Source organism: Paenibacillus sp. Paensp111, from assembly GCF_059492195.1.
In genome coordinates this window covers 4,288,946-4,313,469 of sequence record NZ_CP168527.1, presented here as the reverse complement: position 1 = coordinate 4,313,469, position 24,524 = coordinate 4,288,946, and the positions used below count along the sequence as shown (strand labels likewise).

The window sequence follows — 24,524 nt, the reverse complement described above, 5'->3', positions numbered from 1 at the left end:
ATTTAGCAAATGGATGATGATTTTCTTTTAATCCAGAGTAATACAACCGCCTCATCTTTAATATGATTAGTCAAAAATCGAAAGAGGTGAGTAAATGGCAGTAGTAAAAGCCAGGAATCAGGATATTGATATGTTGGCAAGGTTGCTTCGAGCTGAAGCTGAGACCGAAGGCGAACAAGGCATGCTCCTAGTGGGCAATGTCGGCATTAACCGAATAAGAGCGAATTGCTCCGATTTTAAAGGAATCCGGACCATTCCCCAAATGATCAACCAGGCGCATGCGTTCGAAGCACTGCAACACGACTTGTACTATCAAAAAGCAAGAGATCGGGAGCGCCGTCTGGCGAGGCGAGCTGTGAATGGGGAGCGGAATTGGCCAGCCAAATTCGCCCTGTGGTATTTCCGCCCAGGGTCATTCGAAAATCCGGGACCCTGCCCGGATACTTGGTATAATCAGCCGCTCGCAGGACGATGGAAGAAGCACTGTTTCTATGAACCTACCGCGGAAGAATGTGAAAATGTATATAGTACGTTTTAATCTGGCAAGGGGATTGCTGCACAAGTAGCATCATTCAGTTCCCGTTCAACAGAAGCCGATAGTTAAATTTATGGAGGCCAATGACAATGACCAGACCATCCTTTGCGGGATGGTCTACGACTTGTCGCTATAGCTTGTGCGCAGAGCTGTATCATTAAGTTACCTCGGCTTTGTGCAAAACAGCTTGTTCAGCTTCAAGTATCACGATTTAGCAAAGTAATTAAGTCTACTAGTTCATACATAACAGAGGTTCTCCTTACGTAATTCCGCAAGAATTATCAAAACTGAAAGCCCCGGTTGAAGTACAGTTGGAATATCTCCATGGAGGCGTTAAATGAAGTACATTGAATCGGTAACCAAAGCGATTGCCTATATCGAGGACCATTTGTCCTGTGAGATCACAGCCGAGGAGATTGCGGTATTGGCGGGATACTCGCTCTATCATTTTCACCGGATATTCCAATCCGTCACCCGAAGCTCCGTCTCAGAGTACATAAGAAGGCGTAGACTGACCCATGCGGCGTACGATCTGTTCCACACGGACCTCAGAATCGTAGAGATCGCTATCAAATATCAGTTTGAATCTCAGGAAGCCTTCACCCGTTCCTTCAGGCAGATGTTCTCCATCACGCCCGGACAGTTCCGCAAGCAGAAGGACATGAAGGACACGTTGTTCCGGGCGATGGAGATGAAGGCCTTGGACGAAGCCGGGCTGAAGCATTTGCACTTTGGAATGACTCTTGAGCCCATGTTCATCACCACGGACAAGCTTCATCTGGTAGGAATGCAGACACGGGGCGTTAATTCCAGTGAAGTCGGCAGGCTGTGGAGCAGTTTCAAGGAGCGTGCTGCTGAAATTGAGAATAGGCGAGAAGCCGAATCCACTTACTACGCATTAATTGAGCTTACGGGAGTTCAGTGGGAAGTCTCCTATACTGCCTGTGCCATGGTCACCCATGAGGGCCAAATTCCTGAGGGGATGGTCTATAGAACACTCCCGTCAACCACCTACGCCGTATTCTCCCATAGGGGGTCATTGGATAGGCTGCCGGATACATTTCAGTATATTTATAACACTTGGCTGCCCAGATCGGGAAGAATGCGCATGAACGCACCGGAGCTTGCACGATATGATCACAGATACCTGGGTCCAACGAATGAAGATTCGGAGTTTGATATTTATATCCCCATTAACCCGGTGTCTTAAGAGGAGTGAATGAACTCTAAATGAATGTGAACATGGAAAATAAGATGCACGCCTATGCAGGATGCAGTGAAGTGGAGATGGAGGACAGCTCTTTGGGAATTACATTTCCCATGATCGTGATGTATCCGGCGGCTACACCAGAACAAGCAGGTCGATTGGGACCTTACCCGCTGAAACTGGCCAGGAACGCGGATCCCTTGGAAGGAAAGCATCCTCTGGTCTTAATCTCTCACGGTACCGGCGGTTCACCGCTGAACTATCGGACGCTGGCCCGGCACTTGGCGCGTAATGGATTTATCGTCGGTTTGCCTGAGCATCCCTGCAATAACCGTAACAATAACAGCTTAGAGAATACCGTACAGAACCTCACCAACAGACCCAGACATCTTCGGATGGTCGTCGATTGGTTTCTTGAGAACGAGAGATTTAAGAGAAGAGTAGAACCGGATGCGGTTTCTCTAATCGGACACTCCCTGGGAGGGTACACAGCACTGGCCGCAGCGGGCGGCGTACCCACATCATTTCCACATGAGGACCCGGACGGGTTACCGAAGCTTATCGAGGTTATACCGGACCCCCGAATCGGGTCCCTGGTTCTGCTGGCCCCGGCGTCTGTCTGGTATCGGGAGAAAGGTTCTTTGAATGCAGTTAATATTCCCATTCTGATGCTGGATGCAGAGAAAGATCCCTATACGCCTCCATTTCACGCACAGATTATATTGGGAGGTGTTCCGGACCAGGAGAGGATTATATATAGGACGGTCGAGAATGCCGGGCATTTCTCCTTTCTTGCCCCTTTTCCCGAACCGATGAGGACCCCTTCATTTCTTCCTTCTCAAGACCCTCCCGGCTTCAATCGTGAACACTTCCACGAAATGCTTAACGCGGAGGTACTGGACTTTCTACTTACCCATCACCACGGGTAAAGCGGCGGGTAAAGCTCTAATTTACAAGGGTTCCCCCCAGCTCCATTGACATTAATACGATGTCGTATTAATATAAAAACAGAAATTACTACGAAGTCGTATTACAAAGGAGTTACCGGTATGCAGCAGCTTTATGACCTCTTCCTTAAGACCGGTTTACGTCCGTTCGCTTTCATGACGGATACCTTACAGTTGGAACAGAAGGTAACCCGTTCGGATTTGTCCACGCTATTGATTTTGCTCTTTCGGGGAGACCAGACGATGTCGGAGCTTGCCTCCGAGATGGGAGCGCCTCTGAGCTCGATGACCAGCATTGCCGCGCGGCTTGAACGCAAGGGACTCATCGCCCGGGCTATATCTGCGCAGGACCAACGGGTGCGACTCGTCACGCTGACACAGGAAGGACGGCGGCTGGCTAAGGAATGGGAGCACATTATGCAAGAAATGCTCGGAAGGCTGGAAACGGCTTTTACACCAGAGGAATTAGATGATTTTACGAGACTCCTGCTTAAGGCAGCCAAGGTATTCCAGAGTGAAGGTCCTGTAAGGCAGGATGTGAAGAAGACCTCAGCGAGAAAAATTAACATTGAGGAATGACCGGTTATACACCGGTTTTTTTACAAGTAAATACTACGAAATCGTACTAAAAGGGAGCGAGCGGTATGAGGATTATTATCTACACGGGTAAGGGCGGCGTCGGCAAGACAAGTATTGCTGCAGCCACTGCAGTCAAGCTGGCCCAGCAGGGGAAGCGAACACTGATACTCAGCACGGACGCCGCACATAGCTTGGCGGATTCGCTGGCGGTACCTATTGGGCCCGATCCGGTACAGATTAGCGAGAACCTGTGGGGCCAGGAAGTGAACAGTCTCAGAGAGACCGAGAACAATTGGGGGGCTGTGCAGGGCTGGATATCGGCCATGCTCGATAAGGCCCAGCTTAAGGATATTACGACAGAGGAAATGCTGGTCTTTCCCGGCATGGAAGAGCTGTTCAGCTTACTGCAGATCAAGAAGCATGCCCAAAGCGGGGAATACGACGTGCTAGTGGTGGATTGCGCCCCAACCGGGGAGACCCTGCGCCTGCTCAGTTACCCCAACGTGCTGAATTGGTGGCTGGAGAAGATATTCCCCTACGAACGCAAGTTGGTTAAGTTCGTCCGGCCGGTAGCGAAGCTGGTTAACCATGTTGAGCTCCCTTCCGACCATGTGCTGGACAGCATCGAGCGTTTTGCAAGGGATCTGGGAGATATGCAGAGGATTGTGCTGGACCCGGAGACCACCTCGGTCCGAATTGTACTGAATCCCGAGAAGATGGTGCTTGCTGAAGCGAAGCGCTCGTTCACTTATCTGAACCTGTTCGGGTTCAATACGGATGCGGTGATTGTCAACCGGATACTGCCGGATGAAGCGGGGGATGGCTTTCTTGCAGATTGGCGGAGCCTTCAGAGGAAATATGAGGAGGAGATCGTGGCGAACTTCCAGCCCCTGCCGATTCTGAAGGCACCCATGATGCGGCGGGAGGTGGTTGGAATCCCGGTTCTTGAGGAGCTGGCGGATATCGTGTTCGGGCCTCTGGATCCCTCCGAAATGCTGTACCGCGGCAGAACAGAGACGATCCGGGAAGAGGGTGGAGAGCTGCTGCTTGAGCTCCCGATTCCTTTCGTTGATAAGGCTGACCTGGATTTAACACAGGCGGGTGACGAATTGACCGTGAATGCGGGTGCCTACAAGCGCAAGGTGATTCTGCCAAGACTATTGATGGGAAGGCCGGTGGCGGGCGCGAAGTACGCAGAGGAGCGGTTAATTATCCGTTTCGGTGAACGGGATATTCAAGAAAAGGGGTGATGAACATGAGAAAGAGCACTCTGGGATTGGAGCGGGCTCGGGAGGGTCTGTCGTTGGTAGAACGATTCCTCGAACAGCTGGAGAACAACCAACCCGAAAAGCATTTACGGAATGCTATGAGGGAATGGCTGCTGGCTTCACGGGCTGTAATGGATAGCGCGATCGATACGCTGGAGGAGGAGCCGAGTTCTCCAACCGAAACCGTTCGTAAGATCACCATTACGAATGAATGACCGTTCCAGCCCAATTGATCAGGAGGAGTGAGGAACATATGGTGATAAGCAGAAGTAAGCAGCAGATCGGAGTGCTGATCATGTTGACCGGGCTGCTTCATACAGGAGTTGGGCTGGTCCTTTTCACGAGGCATTTACTACCCATTCTCTCCGAAGGGGTATGGAATACCGTTCAGGAAGGCCAGTGGGAACGGGGAACCTCGTTCTGGTTCATGATGTTCGGTTTTCTGTTTATCATGCTCGGATATATAACGGATTGGTTGATCAAAAAAAGAGAAACTTCGCCGCCCGCGGCTTTAGGATGGATGCTGCTTGCGTTGTGTGTGATGGGGGTTGTCATTATGCCCGTTTCGGGCTTCTGGTTAGGCCTGCCTCAGGCCTGGATCCTCACACGGAGGGATACACTGGCGGGAGGGTAATCATGGGGAATTGAACTTTCCAACTTAAATCATGAGATGTGACCAAAGGACGGCCTTGGAGTAATGGGGCTGTCTTTTTTAGTATTTTCAATATGTCTTGACCTTAGGTCAGACCTAGGGTGTATCGTTGAGTTGAGATATTCCAAGCCTCATCCTTAGGAGTGATCGTTATCAAAAGCGAAATTACGATTAGTGAGCTAGCCAAGCTGATGAACGTGTCGGTTCATCAAATTCGTTATTTTGAAGAGAAAGGTATTCTTCAGCCAGCTTACACGGATACGAATCAGTACAGGAAGTATGGTATGGATCAAATCTACGAGCTAGCTCGCATTCTGCTGCTCCGCAAATTGGAGGTGCCTGTTCAGTCCATTAAAGCATGCATGACTTCCTATTCTGCAGATCAGCATAGGCAGCTGCTTCATCATTCCTTGCAGGACATCGAAGCGGAACTGCAGCGCCTTCAGGAACTTCAGCAGTTCATCCTAAAAGTGCTGCATGAGGAGCAAAGCTTTGGCCTGGAACCTAACGCATTCCTAATCAAGAAGCGTGGTCTCACATTTCTTACACGGTTCCTTGAACTGGATTCATCCGCAAGGCTTAATGCGGCGCTGCTGGCTGAGAAGGCGGACCCCGTCCCGAACCTGTTTGAGTCGGACATCCATTACTTATATGACGGATCGGATACCGTAACCTTATATCTGGAATCGCGAGCTTCGGGAGATCTTTCCTTGCCGGAAGGGGAGTACCTTACTCTGCAATGTCTCATCCATGAGGAGGAGCTTGAGCACCTTATTGAGCAATTTTTCGACTATGCCGCTGCCCAATCGATCCCTCTACTGGGGCCCCTCATTGTTATTGAAAGATCGTATTTATCTCTATTCAGTCCCCATCAGCTGCACTATGAGCTGCAGGCCTTAATGGCGCCTGTTGCCAAAGCCGAAGGGAAGAGCTGAGCATGCGGGAGGTGCCGATTACGATAGAGCCCATGCAGGCCCAGTATAATGGGCCGGTTGGACGACTGCTGGCTCAAGCCTTCCATGGAAAGTTTCAAATGCTGACGAACATGAAGGAGGACGATCTGGCTCTCTTTTTCGAGAAGCTGCTGGAATACGGCGGGGCTGAACCGTCCACCCAAAGAATGGTTGCTCTGCAGCAGGGAGAGGTGATCGGAAGCATAGCGATTAAATGGAGACCGGCTCATGGCGTCAACAAAAACAAGCACCAGCTGCCCTCCTGGCGGATTCTCAGCCTATTGGGCAGATGGAACCTGATCAAAATGCTGATCGGCTTATATGTACTAGATCATCGACCTGAGCCTGGCGAATGTTACATTGCAGACCTTGCCGTCCATTCGGACCAGCGAAGTAAAGGTGTTGGAAAGCTTCTATTGCAGTGGGCACAGCAGGTTGTCGAGATGAACCCGGCGCTGGACCGTCTAAGCCTGCACGTCTCTGGAAGTAACCCGCGTGCTAGGCAGCTATACGACCAGTTATCGTTCCAGACCCAATCCAGGGAGAATCGATATATATTGCATCTGTTATTCAACGAATCCAGGTGGGACTATATGGTGCAAAGGAAGGGAGGGTATTTAGAGAAACCATGAGGAACAAGAAAATATGGATTTATGTAGTGATCCTCCTGCTGTTAGTTGGCGGAACAGGAATTTATATATTGGAGCAAAACCATTTTGACATGGTAGAGCAGCAGGTTGAGATCCTATCCTCTGCAGGCAAGCTAACGGGAACTATGGTACTGCCGACGAATGCTGAGGGCAAGCTGGGTCTAGTTCTCTTTATCCATGGCGATGGGGCGATTAATGCCTCACACGATGATGGGTACAAGCCGTTATGGGAGCGATTAGCCGGCCTGGGCTATGCCTCCTTATCCCTGAACAAAAGAGGGATCGGTGGATCCGAAGGAAGCTGGTTAGAGCAGAGCATGGATGATCGGGTAGATGAAGCTCGCGAGGCGATTGCATGGGCCCGAAGGCAGCCCCTGATCGATCCGAACAGGATCGGAGTATGGGGCGCCAGTCAGGCGGGATGGGTCATTCCGAAGCTTGCCGGGAAGGAGCAGCTAGCCTTCAGCATACTTGTATCGCCCGCCATTAAATGGCTCCGGCAAGGAGCCTATCATACGCGTCAGCAGATGACCAAGGACGGTTACTCGGAACAAGACATTCAAGCTGAAGAAGCATATGACAACCGAGTACGACAGCTCTTAGCCGAACAGGGCGACTATGGCGAATATCTCCAGATTGCGCAGGGAAGTAATGTCATGTCGAAGGACAGATGGACATTTGTCAGTAAAAACTTCTTGTCGGACGCCACGGAGGATATACATCATTTCAATACGCCGGTACTCCTGCTTCTAGGCGAGGAGGATATTCATGTGGATTGGAAGGAGACTGAGCGTGTATATCGCCATAACATAAAGCCCGAGCTGCTGACGGTTGCGGTCTTCCCTGACGCAGAGCATTCGATGCTCAGCAAGAAGACCGCTGATTCCGACCTTCGGGCATTCATGATCAGTCTATTCGCACCGAGGCAAATCACGCTGCCAGAGTATATGGATCAAATAGAGCAATTTCTTGTGCGACTTGAATAACTGTTCATCGGCCCGAATAGCAAGTCGGATACACACAGTGGATAAAGGCAGAGGATATCAAGATATAAATAATCCCCTCCGGCTGCCCGGAGGGGATTATATTTTAACCGAAACGTTCTGTCTTGTACCACTTGGCCTTTCGGCCGAACAGCTTGTCTACAATCAAGGAGTAAAAAGCCCGTAGAGAGATAATAATGAACAGCTGCGAGTAGGTGAAGTAGGAGACAAAGGACACGACAAAATTGTCCACGTTACTCTGCCCAATATCCGTTGCTAACGCCAAGTTGATCTGCAGAACGTACAAAAAGTACATGAGCGCCCAGGCAATCACAAAAAAGACAAAGAGCGTACCGCTAAAAGCAAAGGGTGAAATGATCGTAGGGTCAAACAGTGCTAAGCCGCGATAGATAAAATTGACCAGAAAAATAATGTCGGAAATGACAATAGCCAGCAAAAACCAGAAGTAACTGGCCATGTAATAAAAGAGCTGAACCTTGATCCGCCAGGACATCGGTTGAAATAGATGACGGATATTGTGTATAACGACGTCATAGTTGCCTTTGGCCCAGCGCTGACGCTGCTTCATATACACACTGAGCTTCTCCGGCTCCTGCTGGTAGGCTTCCGCCTGCGTGGCCAGTGCAATAAGCTTTCCCCGTGTCATAATCTCGAAGGAAATGGCGGTATCCTCCGTAATCGCATCCGTATCAAAGCCACCGATATCACGAATTAAGTCCGCCTTCATAATAAAGTTCGTGCCCGGGATCGTTCCGATCTTGAAGAGCTCCCACATCCCTGTATGGTAAATCCTTTGGGACGTAATAATCTCCAGATTAATGCATTTGGTGAGGAAATTTCTGTTGCGGTTGCGAGGTTTGTTCCGTCCAAACACCGCACCGTAAAGTTCCGGCTTCTCCAGTGCCTTTTGCACAAGGAAAGCCAGCGCATTACGCTCGGGAGCCGCGTCAGCATCGTAGATGCAGATCCATTCACCCGTGGCTAACTCGAAGGCATCATTCAGCGCCCCCGATTTGCCCCCTTTCCCGGTCCGCTCGAAGATGGTAAAGTCCCGTCCCTGGTAGGCTGTTCGGTTCCTAAGCTCCTTAAGCTTGTCCGCCGTGCGGTCAGAACAGTTATCCGCGATAACAATAACCTGAATCTTATCCGGAGGATAATTAAGATTGAAGATTCGTTCAACGGTGGTCGCAATCACAAGCTCCTCATTGTGGGCGGGAACCATGACGGTAACCGTCGGGTAATTCTCCATATTGGTTGGAACAACCAGGGGGGAACGGTTCTGCCGTTGTATGAACTTGATAGCACCCGCCATAATGACAATGGACTGGAACACGGCAATCCACACACTCACGATGGTGAACAGCAGCAGAACATCAGACATGAGGCTTCCCCCGATCGTATCTTTTAATTACAGTGGAGCGAAATCTCAGGGTAAAGACCGTGAGGACCAGGACAGCAATAGAAAATATCGAGGAGACGACGATACAAACCGGGATAAACCAATCCCAGTTGTTCATACATACACAACCTTTCGCGGAGGGTTATTATTTGGGATCAAAATCTGGAGTCGGTTAGACGTATTCGGCGATAAGATCTATTTCTGTTCTTCTATCCAGTGTCGCAATGAGCTGATCTGCATGGGTGAACAGGTCAAATTGCTCCTTATCGAAATGCATAAGTGAAGCCCGGACAACCAGCTTGAGCGGCTCGCCATTCTTATCTTCGAAGCTGAGATTCATCATCGCTGTCTTGACTCTCTCCACCACGGTAGAGAAGTAAGCATGCTCGGTTAAAGGGCACAGAATCAGAAATCTGCCATTGTCGATGGAGAATTTGGAATCCTCATTACGGATTTGCTGCTGCATGGTATTCGAGATCTCAACAAGGAACTGGGCATAGCGGCCAGCCCCGACGGATTCCATAACCAGCGGCAGAAAGTCAATTTTGAACAAGGCCAAGGAAAAGCCATATTTATTGTTGTAACGTGCGGCCAACGTCGCTTGCTTCAGCAGTGCATCTGCAAAGGCATCATAGTTCCCCAGGCCAGTCTGCAAATCTAATACCGGATTCTGATCCTTCAAGGCATTCAGCCGTTCCAGGATGCGCTTCATACGGATGATGCGGTTCCGGACGAAGGAGGCTACCATCAAGTTGGCCGGGATGATAAGTATCCATGCGACCTGCAGCACCTCGTGGAAGCCGTAGATCGTCTGCCAGACAAAATAGGAGACAAAGAACAAAAAGGCAATAACAACAGAGAAGCCGGCAGGAAGCCAGTAACCCGCAGCCATGGCGGCCAGCGCGCCAACACTGGCACCTAAAGCCCAGGCTGGATAAGTCTGATTCTGATATACACTAAGGAACACTAAGGCCTGCTCAATGAAGAGGAGTACGATCAAGCAAGAATAGCCAAGGTCAAGGTTACGAACGTCCCTCTTATTCATTCTTACATTCCCTTCCTAGAAAAATATAACGATTCCGCCAACAGTGGAATGAGGTTATCGAAGATATGCGAGTTGCCATCCGCAACATAGCCGCCTTCATAGGGAGACTGCTTATCCCTGAAGGATATCATGCGGGTATAGAGCTGATCGGCCCATATCTGATCCTTCAGTTCCATGGCCAGCAATAGGGCAAGTCCATAGACGGACGGCGATTCGTAGGACACGGCCGGCTCAAGAGACTGACGGTCATACCGGCCGAACAGCTTGCCTCTTGTCTCCCACTCGTGCTTCAAGAAAGTGGCGAAGGTTCCGGCAGGTTCCCCCGATTCCGTCAGATGAATCGCAATGATAAGCTGATCGATTAGATTGGCGTCATCCCGCGTGGTATAAGTCTTCTTGGCTACGTCAAATGATGTTGGATAAAAAACACCACTCACAGGCATTTGCCGCAGCAGCTCCGTATGACGCACCAGCAGGCTTTGATCCATCAGTCCATGCTGCTTCATGGACTGCAAGGCCGGTATATCGATATAGACCAGGCTCAATTCATGCGCGGATAGATTCGAATTAAAGTCATGAAAGTCTACCCAATAGCCCCCGGATAAAAGGGATTTATGAAGTGTACCTGCAAGGGTCTGGGCCATATTGAGATATTTGGTCTGGTGCCAGAGATCATAGGCATCAAGCAGGGCCTTCTCAATTCTTAGGTCATCGCCCAGTGCATTGGTATGGACCTGGGAGGTACCGTCAGACTGCAGCTTCCAGGCAATATACTGCTGAGGCGATAGGAATTTATCCTTCAAAATCCGCAGGCCTGCATCGAACCGGGTCTGGTCCTTATTCGCCAAGGCAATCTGCATCCAGATTCCTACGGATTCAGAAAGGGCTTCGCGCCCCGCAACGATGTCCGGATTGACGGACTTCGTATCTACTAGATAGGTGGCGAGCGTACCGTTCGGATTCGTCATATACTGCTCGACGAAAGAGAGAGTCGGCGATTCCCGGGTTCTATTGGCGATAATCAGGTAAAGCGCCATTGCAATGGCTAATAGTACTAAGAGAAGGAGAGGTGTGAGCCATCTTAGCTGCCTGAGTCTTGCGTTCATGGTTACCCTCTTTTGCGTAATTTTGTCTGGAACTATCAAGCTCCAGCAAGCGCGCCAATCTGTTTAGCGGATAAGACCCATCGTATTTAATTTCTGCTCGGCTAGAAGTGTATATAGATTGTTGAAAGAAAAGGTATCATTATTGAATACATAGCCGCCGTAATAAGGGCTTGATTTGTCGGATACCCGCAGTGCAATCATCCGTTTATACAGATCGAGCGCAAAGCTCTTGTCATTGACTTGCAGTGCGTACAGGATCGTTAATCCGTATTGAGCCGGGCATTCGAGATCCGACACAGGCGCCTTAGTTATCCGGTCATAACTCGATATCAGCCGGTTAGACTTGTAGAAATCCGTCTTGATCAAGTTATACAGTGCAGGCGAAGAGGTTCCGGCCTCTGCCCGGTGAAGCGCAATATAGACTTGGTCGATCATATTGATGGTGCTGTCATAGGTAAATTGATTCGTCACGACATCATAAGTTTTTGGGAAGAAGGAATTGTCCATCGGCAGCGTGTTCAGTAAATCGATTTGTCTGGACCAGATGGCATTGTCGATCTGCTGATTATTCAACATTTGAGTTAATGCACCCGGAACGATATAAGAAAGCGTCAGTTGATTGGGTTGATACCCTGAATTAAAATCATAATAGTCAACAAAGTAACCGTTAACGATGTTCTTAGTCTTACTGGCGTTACTGAGCTTATCCGCGGTCTGTTTATAGGCAGGTACATTCCACTGCGAATAACCTTTATATAAGGCTTCAATGATGAGATGGTCGTCAATCATGGCATTGGTACTAACCTGGCTGCTGCCATCCTGATTAAGCTTCCAATAAACAGTTCCTTCTGGTGCGAGGAAGTATTTATTTAGGAGATCGTAGCTTGTTTTGTACAGGGACTTGTCATTCTTTCTAACCGCATAAGTCATCCAGAGCGCAAGAGACTCTGACAGGGCTTCCCGTCCGCCTGCCATATTCGGATCTAGGGAGTTTGAACCGTCAGTTAACCGGGTCGCAATGGTTTGGTTAGGATTGTAAAGCTTCCCAATGATAAATGATTCAGTAGGACTACCAGGTGCAGCAGCCGATACTGAGTTTAGAGATAGACAATTGCTAACTAGGACTAAAGTTACGAGGATAAAGATAGACATTTTGCGCCGTTTCGACATGATGACAACCCCTCACGATTATTAGTACAACCGGCAGCTCGGCTGTCTTAGCTTTCGCCTTAGACCCGTAGCTTTGCGTCACTGTCTTTCGACAGCTTTGCCTTTTGAATAAGAGTTTCTAGTGCAACTTTATCATATTTTGTCGAATTATTTATGGTTCTTTTGGTCTATTTTTACCATTAGTTAGCAAAAAATATGGGGATGGTAGGCGTGAGTTGCTCTCTAATTAGGTAATAGGGTATGACTTTGAAGAGGTAATCCTAGGTAAGAAGAAAGGAAGATGGAGATGTCAAATGATAACCAAGCTCGACCTCCCGTAGGCTCGATTAGAGAAGATGGGCGTTATCCCATCGACCTGACAGGCCCGGGCAGTCACACGCTTATTATACACAGCGGTGTGGGCAGTCTATCGATTGGACCGTCGTATATGGGAAAAAAAGCAGATCTTCACGTCGCACCGGGTGAGCCTATCGATTGGACTGTGTTCGATGCTTTTGCTACACCGGCGGGATCGCCTTGGCCGCGGTTTTTGAATTACACAGGAAGTGATACGGGGTTCTTCAACTGGGCACAGATACGTCCCATCGAAGAGATAAAGTGGGCTCCGATCCTGTCTGAAGACACCACAGTAGATGCCAGTATGTCTAATATACATAGTCTGCATATCCAAATGAGCCCGTCTGACGGGCGGCTAAGTCTGAAGCTTCCGGAGAGGTGTTACCTGCTGGGTGTATCGGGTGATTTGGAGCATTTCTCGGCCACTGGCGATATGCCATCTTCTCTAACCCTATCGCCGCGAACCAGCAGACGCAAGAAGGATACCCCCTTCTTGATGCCAGACTTAGGTGAACTGTACCAGGTGACGAGTCTGTCGCTGCATAACGGGCCGCTGGCGCAGCCCATCTCGCTGGAGTGTCTGGACCGGTTCCCGAACCTGAGCTCACTGAGTCTGTGGGGGAACTTCTGTGACCTGGACCTGTTGGCACGGCACACCCGGTTAACCAATCTGGAGCTGCGCTTCATGCCTGATCTGGATGGCCTTCCGTCCTTGGACGTGTGGCCGCTGCTTGACAGGTTTATCGCATACAATGTAGAAGAACTTACAGGTAAGCGGCTGAGGAAGGAAATGAAAGCACGCGCGCTCAAACGCCCGTGGGCCGGACATGCTTCAGTGAGCCAATTGCGAAAGCCGGAGTGGTGGTCCACTGAATTCGGACGACCGTTCTCAGCCTGGCCTAAACGTCTGGCCAAGCTGGCTAACGAGGCCTACGACACTGCACAGGCAAGCCTGGCACAGGCCCGAACCTATGCCGAGGCTGAGGCGGTTATTACCGCTTTCACCGTGCGCTTCAATACGCTCAAAGGCATCGAAACCACCGAACGCGAAGACCTGGCTGAAGCAGTCTGGCAGCTCATCCAGTCTCATCACCTGATTGGCCAGCCTATAACGGAGGAAATGGTGGGGCGCTGGTTCAATTCGGCACGCAATTACTGATTGAAGTGAACGAAGCGTGGTGTGCAGCGGCATACACCTTTTGTATTTTCACACCGGCATAGCTGCGATCTTCATGCGAAATGCTGGGCTATATTCGACAGGTACTCCTCCTCATCTGTATTTTCCTTCATATGAATGAGCATCTTGGCATCTTCTCCAACTACATAACGGAACTGAGGAGTACCGTCTGTCGCGGCCTGATATATAGTTTCGGCAACCATTTCCGGTGGTGAGGCGTATGAGGGTTGTTTCTCCATCTCACCCAGTTTACTCCGAAATGCAGTACTAAACCGCTTATAGTCGGTTAATGTATCATTAAAAAAGAACTCCATCGATCTTCCGCCAAAGTCTGTCTTAATAGCACCTGGCTCAATCAGCTTCACCTTGATGTTTTGTGAAGCTAATTCGTAGGATACCGACTCTGAGAAGCCCTCCACTGCAAACTTGGACGCATGATACAGTGACATCGTAGGAAAGGTGACTCTTCCAGCCATAGATGAAATGTTGATCAACAGACCTTCTTGATTGGATCTGAAATGTGGCAGCATGGCTTTAGTCATTCGTATCAGACCGAACACGTTCACTTCAAACTGTCTTCTAATCTGATCTTCCGTAGCTGCTTCTATGAGGCCCATCGTTCCGTATCCAGCATTATTAAGGAGAACATCAATCTTACTAAAGCGCCCAATCGCCTCCGCTAACGCAAGCTGAATGGTATCTTCTTTCTCAACATCCAGCCTAAGCACCAACACATTGTTCAATGAGGTAAGTTCCGTTTCGTGTTCAGGTGAGCGCATCGTGGCTGCTACGTTCCATCCCCTTTCAGCAAAATACTTCACTGTAGTTCTACCAATACCCGTTGAAGCCCCCGTAATAAAAATAGTTTTCATAACCTTGCCTCCTTATTCGGATTCACTACGTTCAGTCTGCTCTTCCAATAACTTCCCTATGTTCACAATCCCCTCGGCGATGGTTGCGAGTTTAGCCTTATACTCTTCTATCCCAATTTGGATGCAGATGATCTGCGCTGGATGCATTTCATCTTTATAAAGTGAATATTGCCCAAGTAATTGATCTAACTTCGTTTGTGATTCCGCTTGAGCTTGCCTGAGCCACATAAGTACCTTGTCATATCCAACGAATTCACCAAAATAAAGCCGCATCATAAAATCTGATTTCCTGCTGCTGTCACCTTCTAGCGGGGCTAGTAAGTAAGCATTAAAGCGATCTCTTCCTTTAGGCGTTATGTTGATTAGATTTTTGTTAGGCTTACCGTCCTGGAGCACACTCTCCTTAGTGATGAGCCCCTCCTTTTCCATTCGAGCAAGCGTAGGATAGATGGTTCCATAGCTGGAGCTGTAGAAATTTGAGAAGACCTCCTCTAATAACTGCTTGATTTGGTAGCCGGTTAATGCCTCCTTCATAAGCATGCCTAAAATAACATCCTGACTGTTCAAAGTTTATCCTCCTTGTAAGTTTGGGAAAATATGCATGACGCAATTATAATGTATCAAACTGATATATATCGAGTCAATATATATTACATTTGAAACTTGTACAAGCGTTCTGCCTGGCTGCGCCCGATGCTTTGAGGGGTATGCTTCATTAGCCGATTTCGGATACTGGTAAATAGTACGCTCTCCGATTGTGCCATTTTCCCCATCTTCCAAGATTGGCGGGATATTTGCTTGATTCGCTCTCTGCGTCTGGCATCGTAATCGGCAAAGGCTCTCTGGTTATTGCTATGTATGCGAAGACATTCGGCCAAGACACGCGCATCCTCAATGGCTTGGCAGGCTCCCTGCCCCATGTTGGGGGTAATCGCATGAGCCGCATCGCCGACAAAGGCGACCCGATCGGAGTAAAAGCTCTCCATAGGGGAAATATCTACGATATCACGATGGATAATGTCTTGGGGCTGCGTGCTGAGCAGCAGATTGGGTATGGGATCATGATAGCTTTTGAAGAGACGGTGCAAGTCCTCCGCAGTATAACTTGCCAGGCGGGAGTCACCTTGGCGGGCATTGATAAGGGCATACCAATACACTTGGTTATCAGGCAGCGGGACCATGCCGAAGCGGCCTTTCGTTCCCCAGGTCTCAATAAACCGATCTGACAAACCTGGAAGGTCGCGGGCAGAGACAACACCGCGCCAGCAGGTATAGCCGGCATAGCGATACGTATCCTGTGGAACAAGCTGTTTGCGAAGGTTGGAGTGAATACCGTCCGCAGCGACGACGAGGTCGCCCACCGCTTCACTTCCGTCACTGAACATAACCTGTACGTGGTTTTCCTTTTGCTCAAGCTGCGCAAATGCTTTCCCCCATTCTACCGTGTCAGGAGAGAGTGCGGACAGGAGGATATGATGCAGGTCCCTGCGATGGATGGAATGCAAGCTGCCATATTCAGAAGGAACGGCGAGCTTCGTGATAAGCTTGCCCCGATCGGATAGCAGATGGAAGCCGTCACTGGGAAAGCCTTGACGAATGATCTCGCCTGAAATGCCATAGGGCTCCAGCGCCTGTAAAGCATTCGGAGCCATAATAATGCCCGCGCCTGCCACTGTCGGTTCGGTGCTTTTTTCGTACACTTTAACTTTCAGGCCTATTTGCTGCAGGGTAATTGCGGTGCATAGACCTGCAATTCCGCCACCCATGATCAGAACGGTCTGTGACATAACTTATTTGGGCCTCCTAATTACGATCAATACCTTCCCATACCACATCCAACTGTTTGCTGAATGAATCGCTGATGGTGGTATGTTGAACATCGGTCAGTGTCCATGACAGAATCGTGTGGAAATAGACACCAATAACGGTCGTGGCGATGACATCTGTGTCCCAACGGCTGTGCAGTGTCCCCTTATGCTTGGCATTATCAATCATGGAAGCTACCTGCTGATGCAATTGGTTAACGCTTTTTGACTCTTTCTCGGCCAGGTGAGCCGACTTAATAATCTCCATGGTAGCCAGTCTCATGAGTTCACTATGTCTTGAAAAGTTATGAAGCAGATCGCCTAATACGAGCATAATCTGTTCTTTGGGTTGATCGATGTTCCGGTGCTTCTCTACACTCTGCTGCAGCAGATCGATCTGGGACTCTCCAAGATACAGCAGGATGTCTTCTTTCTTAGCAAAATAATTAAAAAAAGTCCCCTTCCCAATGCCGCACTTGGCTGTAATCTCCTGCACGGTGACCTGCTCAAACCCTTTTTCGTGAAAAAGCTGAAGGGCTTGCAAAAAAATTTGCTCTTTTAATTCCCTTTTACGCGATTCTCTAAGCATTCTCTTCCCACATCCTTATGATGACCATAGTCAAATAATGACCATGGTCATCATAGTATGGCTTGGACTTTATTGTCAAGCGAATAGAGACGATGCAGCGTGAAGCGACTGATTTGCATATGAGATAACAAAAAGTCCCCCCCATTACTTGAGAAGAATACAGCAATTTTCCAAAAAAGCCTTTTATAAAACTGACATATGATGTAAGATGTAATTTGATCTTCTTTAAAGCGTTAAATCGCAAAAACAGATGGAGAAAGGGCTGAAGTTTATGAGCACTAGAGAGATTGTAGAATCGGCACCAGAGACCTTAAACCCCTTTGAAATTGTACAAAAGCAGATTGATGAAGCGGCTTCCTATTTGAAGCTTCCGGAGCATGTTATCGATATTCTGAAGAAACCGAAGCGTGTGCTGGCCGTCAATTTTCCCGTTAAGATGGACGACGGCAGCGTGGTCGTCTTCGAGGGGTACCGTTCCCAGCACAACGATGCGATCGGTCCGGGAAAGGGCGGCATTCGCTTCCATCCTGACGTTACACTGGACGAGGTCAAAGCCTTGTCGATGTGGATGTCTTTCAAGTGCGGAGTTGTGGGTCTGCCTTACGGCGGCGGCAAGGGTGGAGTGATCTGTGACCCGCGCAAGCTGAGCAAGGGCGAGCTGGAACGTGTCAGCCGCGGATTTATGGAAGCTATAGCCGATTTCATCGGACCTGATAAAGATATTCCAGCACCGGATGTCTACACGACACCTGAGGTTATGGGCTGGATGATGGATACATACAGCCGCCTGAAGGGCGTTAATACGCCGGGCATCATCACAGGTAAGCCGCTCATTCTAGGCGGCTCCAAAGGGCGAAATGAAGCGACCGCACAAGGCTGCGTATACACGGTACTCGCTGCACTCAAGGAGCTGGGCATGTCTGTGGAAGGCGCGACAGTCGCGGTGCAGGGCTTCGGCAATGCCGGACGGATTGCGGCTAGACTGCTGGCCGAGCAAGGCTGTAAGGTAGTTGCGGTCAGTGACTCGAGAGGCGGACTGTATCAGGCGGAAGGTCTTGACCTGCAGAAGGTTACTGCACTCAAGGACCAGGCCAAGCTGGCCGACTACGGTGAGAGTTATGTGATTACGAACGAAGAGCTGCTGGAGCTGGATGTCGATATCCTCATCCCGGCAGCACTTGAGAATGTAATTACCGGCGCCAATGCGGCGGGTGTCCGCGCCCGGATTATCGCGGAAGCGGCCAATGGCCCGACCACGCCGGAGGCAGACCGGATTTTGCAGGACAAGGGCGTGCTGGTCATTCCCGATATTCTGGCCAATGCCGGCGGTGTCACCGTATCGTATTTCGAATGGGTGCAGAATCTGGCCAACTTCTACTGGACGGAAGAAGAGGTGCTTGAGCGCTTGTCGCAGCGGATGTACGCTTCCTATGATGCGGTCCGCGCCCTATCCCGTGAGCATGGAACCGATCTGCGGACCGCTGCTTTCATGATCTCCATCAAACGAATTAGCGAAGCGATGAGCGCCCGCGGCTGGATCTGATCCGGCATATTATGAAAAGGAGACGATAACTATGACCCAACCTATTTCTATCGGCATCGTCGGCTATGGCAATCTCGGGCGCGGCGTGGAGGCGGCAATCCGTCAGAATCCTGATCTTCGGCTGGAGGCAATCTTTACGCGCCGGGATCCTCAGGCATTAGAAGCGGGCACGAAGATGGTGTCCATTAACGATATTGAGTCTTACCGGGGAAAAATCGATGTGCTGATCCTATGCGGGGGCTCCGCTACGGATCTGCCGGAACAAGGCCCGGCTCTGGCGAAGCTGTTCCATACGGTCGACAGCTTCGATACCCATGCGCGAATTCCGGAGTATTATGCGGAAGTGGATGCCAGCTCCCGGTCAGAGGGGACGGTCAGCGTCATCTCGACGGGCTGGGACCCGGGTCTGTTCTCGCTGAACCGTCTGCTGGCAGAAGCCATGCTTCCAGAAGGCAGCGAGTTCACCTTCTGGGGCAAAGGCGTGAGCCAGGGCCACTCCGATGCCATTCGCCGTGTTCCCGGTGTTAAGAACGGCATCCAGTACACCATCCCGCGCGAAGAAGCGGTGGAACGCGTACGCAGCGGGGAGAACCCGGTGCTGTCCACTAGGGACAAGCATCTGCGTGAGTGTTATGTAGTGGCAGAGGAAGGTGCAGACCGCGAGGCGATTGCCGAGACGATCCGCACTATGCCGAACTACTTCGCGGATTACGAGACTGTGGTTCACTTTGTGAGTGAAGAGACGCTGGCCGCAGAACATGGCGCCATGCCGCATGGCGGTCATGTTATCCGAAGCGGGCGGACAGGAGCAGGGAATACGCAGATCGTCGAGTTCAGTCTGAAGCTGGACAGCAACCCTGAATTTACGGCCAGCGTGCTGGTGGCTTATGCCCGCGCGGCCTACCGTCTGGCGCAAAAGGGAGAGTCCGGCGCGCATACCGTATTCGATATTCCGTTCGGCCTGCTCTCGCCGAAATCGCCGGAACAGCTGCGCAAGGAACTGCTGTAATACTTAGCGGGGGTATGTACCCCGCTAGTCTAGTTAATTTAGCCGATCACAACCTATTCAGGTGGTGGTCGGTTTTTTTGTATAGAGTAGTTGACACCATGTATAGTTTAGTATACATTATGTTTAAAATACTTTACTTTTAAAGGCGGTAATGTTCATGACCTATCAGGAGAAGAAAAGCATTTTGTCCTTATTCAGTTCCATTCTCATTTTTGCAGTATACGGCTTGTACAGGTCCATGCAGTATCCCGGAGGGGCAGCGGATTCCAAGGAGTTGCTTCATTACTGGGGATCCTTCGTCCTTGTATTGACGCTCGTGTCCATCGCAGCGAACATCGTGATCAGTATTATATTCAACATCGTCTTTCGAATAACGACAGGGGAAAAGGAGCCTTCCTTTGCGGATGAGATGGATAAGCGGATTGACTTGTTAGCTTTCCGGAATTCTTTTCTAGTCTTCGTCATCGGTTTTATTCTGGCTATGGGATCCCTGGTGATCGACCGGCCCTTGGAGGTGATGTTCATCATCCTTATCGCTTCAGGATTTCTTTCCGACGTCACCGGTTCTTTATCGAGAATGTATCACTATAGGAGAGGAGTCTAAGATGGGTAAAGTTCTTGTTGGCAATCACATCCGGAAATTGCGATTCAATTATGATGAAATGACTCAACAGCAGCTGGCCGACAAGGTGGGGGTAACGAGACAGACGATCGTGGCTCTCGAAAAGGGAAATTACTCCCCGTCCCTGGAGTTGGCCTTCCGGATTGCGCACGCCTTTAACTTGCCGCTCGAAGAGGTTTTCTTTTACGGTCAAAATTCAGAGGAGGATTGAGAAGATGGATTTCAAGGTAAAGACAGCGTCAAGAATCGCAGGGGTTCTGTTCATTATTGCTGCGATAACAGCTATAGTAGGGGTAATTCTGTATAAGCCGCTTCTGAACGATGCGGATTATCTAATTCAAGGCCCAGCGCATGCGAGTCAGGTGGTGCTGGGGGCGGTTATGGAGCTGCTTCTTGTCGTGTCTGCGGTAGGGACGGCCACCGTCATGTTCCCATTCCTGAAGACGTATAACCGGACGATAGCGATATGGCACGTGTGCTTCCGGTTTATGGAGGCCGTTGTAATCACGGTAGGAGTTATCAGTGTATTGTCCCTGCTTACCTTAAGCCAGGAGTATATCGCTGCGGGTGCACTGGATACCGCGATGTATCATGTATCAGGCAGCCTGCTCAAAGCTGTTCATGACTGGACCTTCTTGCTCGGGCCCAACTTCTTCCTAGGAATTAACACGATGATGTACAGCTATATCTTTTATAAGTCCGGACTTGTTCCTAGGTTCATTCCCTTGGTAGGCATAACAGGGTCCATACTCATTATGCTGGCTGCCTTGCTGGAAATGTTCGGCGTCATTGATCAACTGTCCACATGGGGAGGGATCCTCGCGGTTCCGGTCTTTGCCAATGAAATGATTCTGGCGGTGTGGCTCATCGCGAAAGGCTTCCGTCTACCTGCTGCCAAGTAACTGTCAGCGCATGGCCGAATCTACTTAGAATTTCTCAGAAATCTGGTCACTTGCCTGCCTTGGCTGATACGGGAAAATAGCCCATTTCGGCCGGGGAGACAGACTTTGACTTAGGTTCCCCCGACTTGTTCTCACCCATACCGGCTTGACTCCCTTCCGGGCAGTCCTGCCGGTATCTGCCTTCCTCAAGCTTCATGTCGATGAAGTCGACAACCTGCTGCAGCGATGCGATTTGGCTGACAATATGTTCCCGGTGGCTCCTTATGCGATCCACCAGCTCGGGGTATTCCCCTGGGTCACTGTTCGCGGAGACCGCCAAAAAGGGCCGTATTTCCTCCAGCGGCATACCGGTTTTCTTCAGACATGAGATCAGCCGGATCGTATCGATGTCCTTCATCCGGTAGAGGCGGTGCCCGTTATCCTGCCGGTCTGCCCGGGGGAGTAGCGCGATCTTCTCGTAATATCGGATCGTATCCACGGAAATTCCGGCTTGTTCGGCGGTCTGCTTGATCGTAAAAGTCATCTCTGCATTCATTCTGTTCCCTCCCGAAGTTTACTTATTGGAAGCATTATACATCTTGGAGTTGACTCCAGGTCAAGTCTCTTATCCTTGGAACAAATCTAAACATTTCGTGCATTGACTTGGAGTCGACTCCAAGTTATAGAATGTGCGCTATGAAGGACAATGTGACTTGGGGAGGAGACGTGAAATGAACATGGACCAACAGGGGAGTATCGCACTGATTACAGGCGCAAGCGCCGGGATCGGGCTGGAATTAACCCGGCGACTGCTATCTGAGGGCTGGCAGGTGGCTGCCTTGATCCGTTCAGATTTTCCAGCGGATGATATGAAGATTCAAGAGGCAGTTAAGAATGGACGGCTTCGTATTTATAAGTCAGCGGATCTCGCTGATTATGACAGCCTGAGACGTGCTCTGGTAGAGATTAAAGGCAAGGAGCCTCGGATCGATATTTTGTTCAACAACGCCGGCGGGAGTCTTCCGGGACTCAGCTATTCAAAGCAAGGGCGCGAGAAGCATTACGAGCTGATGACAGTCGTGCCGTATATTATTCTGATGGAAATGAAGGAGCTCTTAAGGAACGGCCGCTTAAGGACGGTGATCAACACCTCATCCTCGGCGTTTAATTTTACGAAGGAGCTTAGTATTGAAAGCCTTGAGCAGCCAGCAGCTTTCCGCAAGCTGACAGGTCCCTACGCAAGCTCCAAGCTTGCGCTTTCGCTGTGGACTCAGGCCATCGCCCCACAGCTTGCCAAGGAGGGCATCAAGATTCGCAGTGTTGACCCCGGCGGCAACAATACGTTAAGGAAAGGGAAGGAGTCCGGCCTGCCGATAGGAATTAAACTGATCATGAAGCTGTTCTTCTCTCCGCCAACCAAGGGTGCGAGCCGGCTGTATAAGGGAGCTTTCGGAGAATACCGCAATGAGACGGGCGTATTCTTGATGAAAGATCAGGTTACAAGATTAAAGTTCACCAATCAGGCGGACCCCATTTTGGGCAGAATTAGTGAGATTTACAACTCCGAATTCCTTGGCGGGCGCGCCTAAGGCCATACGCAGCTTATAGTAAGTCTGGATGACGTACTGACTCCGCAACCGAGATGGGTGACAGCTTGCGAAAAATGCAAAAGTCCCTTCTGCCGTTCTGGCGGAAGGGGCTTGTTCTGCTGGCGAGGTGTTTTCTTTTTGTGAAGACTATATTCTAATGCACTAAACTCTCCAAGTCCGGCTGCAGCTTGGTACGCAGGGCATATAGCATGATAGCCCCAACAAGGAACGCGGCGGCATCCGCAATAACGAGCGACCAGACCACCCCGTGGAAGCCGTTCATGCGATTGGCGATATAGAGCACAGGAATCAGAGTAATTCCTTGGATAACTGACATGACGAACGCAGCCGTTCCCTGCGCAGTGGCTTGGAAGATCCCTGTGAACAACGTAGTCATTCCCGTAATGAACAAGGACAAGAACGTCACATGAAGAATGTAGCTGCCCATTTGAATTAATTGCGGGTCGTTCGTAAAGAGACCAATTAAGTGGTCAGATATCAGATAGATGATAACGCCGAACAGAACAGCCAGCGCCACAATGACTTTGATCGTAAATCCAATTGTATGCTTCATCCGCAGCTTATTCGCTGTAAAAGAGAAAGCAATGAGCGGCACAACCCCCTCGCATAATCCCATCAGAATGAATTCAGGAAGCTGAAGCAGACGGGATGAAATCCCGTAAGCCGCAACGGCCGGATCCCCATACTCAACAAGATAGTGGTTGAAGATCAGCGACATCGCACCGAGGAAGATACTCATAATAAAGACGGGAACTCCGATTTTGAATACATTGCCCAGAATGTCCCGGGTAACCTTGAACCACTTGATGGAGACCGTTAAGAATGGGCTCTTAACCCCCATATGGAAGGCGTAGAAGGCACTCGCAGCGAGGTTGGAAATGACTGTAGCCGACGCAACGCCGATTACACCCCAGTGGAACACGAAGATGACTAGCGCATCGAGAATAATATTGAGGGCAACACTGAGCATCATCCCGACCATCGATGTGATGGCTGCCCCCTCCGAGCGCACGATATTCTCCAGCGTGAAGAAGAGTACGACGAAGGGTGATCCTATAAGCATAACGGTGACATAGTCCTTGGTGAAGCCGAAGGATTCAGGCGTCGCCCCCAGGCCATGTACAATGGAATCGATTAATGGGAGGCCGACTGCGATTACGATCAGACCGAGAACCAGGCTGCTGTAAAAAGCGAAGGAAGATACGTGCTTCACATCATCATACTTCTTCTCTCCCAGCAAGCGGGAGATGAATGTGCCGCTGCCGATGCCAATCAAGTTGCCAAGTGCCATAATAGTTGCAAATAGCGGCAGGGTTAGCGCGAGTGCGGTCAACATGGCCGTATTATGAAGCGTACCAAGGAAATAAGCATTCAAGATGGAATAGATGACACTCATTGACGTGCCTAGCATCATCGGCACAGCGAAGTGAGCTACGGCTTTGGCGATGGGGGCTTTCTCAAAATAATGGAGGTTTTCTGCATCCATGTGGATCACCACTTTCTATTGATTTGACTTACTATCTAACACTGTTAGTTTGTGCCTTACAGTGTTAGATGATATCATG

The 24,524-nt window shown here is 49.9% G+C and carries 27 protein-coding genes and 1 riboswitch; of the genes, 17 read left to right on the top strand and 10 right to left on the bottom strand.

Annotated features, from left to right (window positions below):
• Window positions 1-94: 94 nt before the first annotated feature.
• From ACEN86_RS20335 to ACEN86_RS20290, 10 genes are all read left to right on the top strand, one after another.
• Window positions 95-538, top strand: coding sequence for a cell wall hydrolase (locus tag ACEN86_RS20335; RefSeq protein WP_495632292.1), 444 nt, complete (start codon window positions 95-97; stop codon window positions 536-538).
• A 334-nt stretch (window positions 539-872) separates the two neighbouring features.
• Window positions 873-1,745, top strand: a complete 873-nt coding sequence (locus ACEN86_RS20330; RefSeq protein ID WP_495632291.1) for an AraC family transcriptional regulator — start codon at window positions 873-875, stop codon at window positions 1,743-1,745.
• Between the two features lie 20 nt (window positions 1,746-1,765).
• The gene (locus ACEN86_RS20325; RefSeq protein WP_495632290.1) at window positions 1,766-2,671 is read left to right on the top strand and encodes an alpha/beta hydrolase family protein; all 906 of its coding nucleotides are present in this window, start codon (window positions 1,766-1,768) and stop codon (window positions 2,669-2,671) included.
• A gap of 120 nt (window positions 2,672-2,791) precedes the next feature.
• Window positions 2,792-3,268 carry a MarR family winged helix-turn-helix transcriptional regulator gene (locus ACEN86_RS20320; RefSeq protein ID WP_495632289.1) on the top strand — a complete coding sequence of 159 codons (477 nt, stop codon included), beginning with the start codon at window positions 2,792-2,794 and terminating at the stop codon, window positions 3,266-3,268.
• A gap of 65 nt (window positions 3,269-3,333) precedes the next feature.
• The gene (locus ACEN86_RS20315) at window positions 3,334-4,518 is read left to right on the top strand and encodes an ArsA family ATPase (protein WP_495632288.1); all 1,185 of its coding nucleotides are present in this window, start codon (window positions 3,334-3,336) and stop codon (window positions 4,516-4,518) included.
• Window positions 4,519-4,523: 5 nt separating this feature from the next.
• A complete protein-coding gene (locus tag ACEN86_RS20310; protein WP_495632287.1) occupies window positions 4,524-4,751 on the top strand; it encodes a hypothetical protein in 228 nt (75 codons plus the stop codon).
• A 38-nt stretch (window positions 4,752-4,789) separates the two neighbouring features.
• Window positions 4,790-5,170, top strand: a complete 381-nt coding sequence (locus ACEN86_RS20305; protein ID WP_495632286.1) for a DUF6463 family protein — start codon at window positions 4,790-4,792, stop codon at window positions 5,168-5,170.
• 161 nt (window positions 5,171-5,331) lie between these two features.
• Complete coding sequence (locus tag ACEN86_RS20300; RefSeq protein WP_495632285.1) at window positions 5,332-6,123, top strand: MerR family transcriptional regulator; 792 nt, start codon at window positions 5,332-5,334, stop codon at window positions 6,121-6,123.
• Between the two features lie 2 nt (window positions 6,124-6,125).
• Window positions 6,126-6,773, top strand: coding sequence for a GNAT family N-acetyltransferase (locus ACEN86_RS20295; RefSeq protein WP_495632284.1), 648 nt, complete (start codon window positions 6,126-6,128; stop codon window positions 6,771-6,773).
• The gene (locus ACEN86_RS20290; protein ID WP_495632283.1) at window positions 6,770-7,777 is read left to right on the top strand and encodes an alpha/beta hydrolase family protein; all 1,008 of its coding nucleotides are present in this window, start codon (window positions 6,770-6,772) and stop codon (window positions 7,775-7,777) included. The genes ACEN86_RS20295 and ACEN86_RS20290 overlap by 4 nt, the downstream gene beginning before the upstream one ends.
• A gap of 103 nt (window positions 7,778-7,880) precedes the next feature.
• On the opposite strand, the gene ACEN86_RS20285 is transcribed toward ACEN86_RS20290, so the two are convergent.
• The 4 genes from ACEN86_RS20285 to ACEN86_RS20270 form a co-directional block, all read right to left on the bottom strand.
• A complete protein-coding gene (locus ACEN86_RS20285) occupies window positions 7,881-9,176 on the bottom strand; it encodes a glycosyltransferase family 2 protein (RefSeq protein WP_495632282.1) in 1,296 nt (431 codons plus the stop codon).
• A 190-nt stretch (window positions 9,177-9,366) separates the two neighbouring features.
• The gene (locus ACEN86_RS20280) at window positions 9,367-10,239 is read right to left on the bottom strand and encodes a GGDEF domain-containing protein (protein ID WP_495632281.1); all 873 of its coding nucleotides are present in this window, start codon (window positions 10,237-10,239) and stop codon (window positions 9,367-9,369) included.
• A gap of 2 nt (window positions 10,240-10,241) precedes the next feature.
• Window positions 10,242-11,345, bottom strand: coding sequence for a glycosyl hydrolase (locus ACEN86_RS20275; RefSeq protein WP_495632280.1), 1,104 nt, complete (start codon window positions 11,343-11,345; stop codon window positions 10,242-10,244).
• 63 nt (window positions 11,346-11,408) lie between these two features.
• The gene (locus ACEN86_RS20270) at window positions 11,409-12,515 is read right to left on the bottom strand and encodes a glycosyl hydrolase (protein ID WP_495632279.1); all 1,107 of its coding nucleotides are present in this window, start codon (window positions 12,513-12,515) and stop codon (window positions 11,409-11,411) included.
• A 29-nt stretch (window positions 12,516-12,544) separates the two neighbouring features.
• Window positions 12,545-12,627: riboswitch (cyclic di-GMP riboswitch) on the bottom strand.
• Window positions 12,628-12,801: 174 nt separating this feature from the next.
• On the opposite strand from ACEN86_RS20270, the gene ACEN86_RS20265 reads away from it, so the two are divergent.
• Window positions 12,802-14,010, top strand: a complete 1,209-nt coding sequence (locus ACEN86_RS20265) for a hypothetical protein (protein WP_495632278.1) — start codon at window positions 12,802-12,804, stop codon at window positions 14,008-14,010.
• Between the two features lie 71 nt (window positions 14,011-14,081).
• Here ACEN86_RS20265 and ACEN86_RS20260 read toward each other — a convergent pair whose 3' ends face one another.
• The 4 genes from ACEN86_RS20260 to ACEN86_RS20245 all read right to left on the bottom strand — a co-directional run bounded on the left by ACEN86_RS20260 (window position 14,082) and on the right by ACEN86_RS20245 (window position 17,294).
• A complete protein-coding gene (locus tag ACEN86_RS20260) occupies window positions 14,082-14,900 on the bottom strand; it encodes an SDR family oxidoreductase (RefSeq protein ID WP_495632277.1) in 819 nt (272 codons plus the stop codon).
• 12 nt (window positions 14,901-14,912) lie between these two features.
• Window positions 14,913-15,467, bottom strand: coding sequence for a PadR family transcriptional regulator (locus ACEN86_RS20255; RefSeq protein WP_495632276.1), 555 nt, complete (start codon window positions 15,465-15,467; stop codon window positions 14,913-14,915).
• Between the two features lie 83 nt (window positions 15,468-15,550).
• The gene (locus ACEN86_RS20250; RefSeq protein WP_495632275.1) at window positions 15,551-16,687 is read right to left on the bottom strand and encodes an FAD-dependent monooxygenase; all 1,137 of its coding nucleotides are present in this window, start codon (window positions 16,685-16,687) and stop codon (window positions 15,551-15,553) included.
• Between the two features lie 16 nt (window positions 16,688-16,703).
• Window positions 16,704-17,294, bottom strand: coding sequence for a TetR/AcrR family transcriptional regulator (locus ACEN86_RS20245; RefSeq protein WP_495632274.1), 591 nt, complete (start codon window positions 17,292-17,294; stop codon window positions 16,704-16,706).
• 271 nt (window positions 17,295-17,565) lie between these two features.
• On the opposite strand from ACEN86_RS20245, the gene ACEN86_RS20240 reads away from it, so the two are divergent.
• The 5 genes from ACEN86_RS20240 to ACEN86_RS20220 all read left to right on the top strand — a co-directional run bounded on the left by ACEN86_RS20240 (window position 17,566) and on the right by ACEN86_RS20220 (window position 21,370).
• Window positions 17,566-18,837 carry a Glu/Leu/Phe/Val family dehydrogenase gene (locus tag ACEN86_RS20240; protein WP_495632273.1) on the top strand — a complete coding sequence of 424 codons (1,272 nt, stop codon included), beginning with the start codon at window positions 17,566-17,568 and terminating at the stop codon, window positions 18,835-18,837.
• 31 nt (window positions 18,838-18,868) lie between these two features.
• The gene (locus ACEN86_RS20235; RefSeq protein WP_495632272.1) at window positions 18,869-19,846 is read left to right on the top strand and encodes a diaminopimelate dehydrogenase; all 978 of its coding nucleotides are present in this window, start codon (window positions 18,869-18,871) and stop codon (window positions 19,844-19,846) included.
• A gap of 157 nt (window positions 19,847-20,003) precedes the next feature.
• Window positions 20,004-20,450 (top strand): hypothetical protein, encoded by a 447-nt coding sequence (locus tag ACEN86_RS20230; RefSeq protein WP_495632271.1) that lies wholly within the window; start codon window positions 20,004-20,006, stop codon window positions 20,448-20,450.
• A gap of 1 nt (window position 20,451) precedes the next feature.
• A complete protein-coding gene (locus tag ACEN86_RS20225) occupies window positions 20,452-20,679 on the top strand; it encodes a helix-turn-helix transcriptional regulator (protein WP_495632270.1) in 228 nt (75 codons plus the stop codon).
• A gap of 4 nt (window positions 20,680-20,683) precedes the next feature.
• Window positions 20,684-21,370, top strand: a complete 687-nt coding sequence (locus tag ACEN86_RS20220) for a DUF4386 domain-containing protein (RefSeq protein WP_495632269.1) — start codon at window positions 20,684-20,686, stop codon at window positions 21,368-21,370.
• A gap of 46 nt (window positions 21,371-21,416) precedes the next feature.
• Here the strand turns inward: ACEN86_RS20220 and ACEN86_RS20215 are convergent, their stop codons facing one another.
• Window positions 21,417-21,905, bottom strand: coding sequence for a MerR family transcriptional regulator (locus ACEN86_RS20215; protein ID WP_495632268.1), 489 nt, complete (start codon window positions 21,903-21,905; stop codon window positions 21,417-21,419).
• A gap of 175 nt (window positions 21,906-22,080) precedes the next feature.
• Between ACEN86_RS20215 and ACEN86_RS20210 the strand changes: the two genes are divergently transcribed.
• On the top strand, window positions 22,081-22,938 hold the full coding sequence (locus ACEN86_RS20210; RefSeq protein ID WP_495632267.1) for an SDR family NAD(P)-dependent oxidoreductase: 858 nt from the start codon (window positions 22,081-22,083) through the stop codon (window positions 22,936-22,938).
• Between the two features lie 154 nt (window positions 22,939-23,092).
• On the opposite strand, the gene ACEN86_RS20205 is transcribed toward ACEN86_RS20210, so the two are convergent.
• Window positions 23,093-24,445, bottom strand: coding sequence for an MATE family efflux transporter (locus ACEN86_RS20205; protein WP_495632266.1), 1,353 nt, complete (start codon window positions 24,443-24,445; stop codon window positions 23,093-23,095).
• Window positions 24,446-24,524 lie beyond the last annotated feature (79 nt).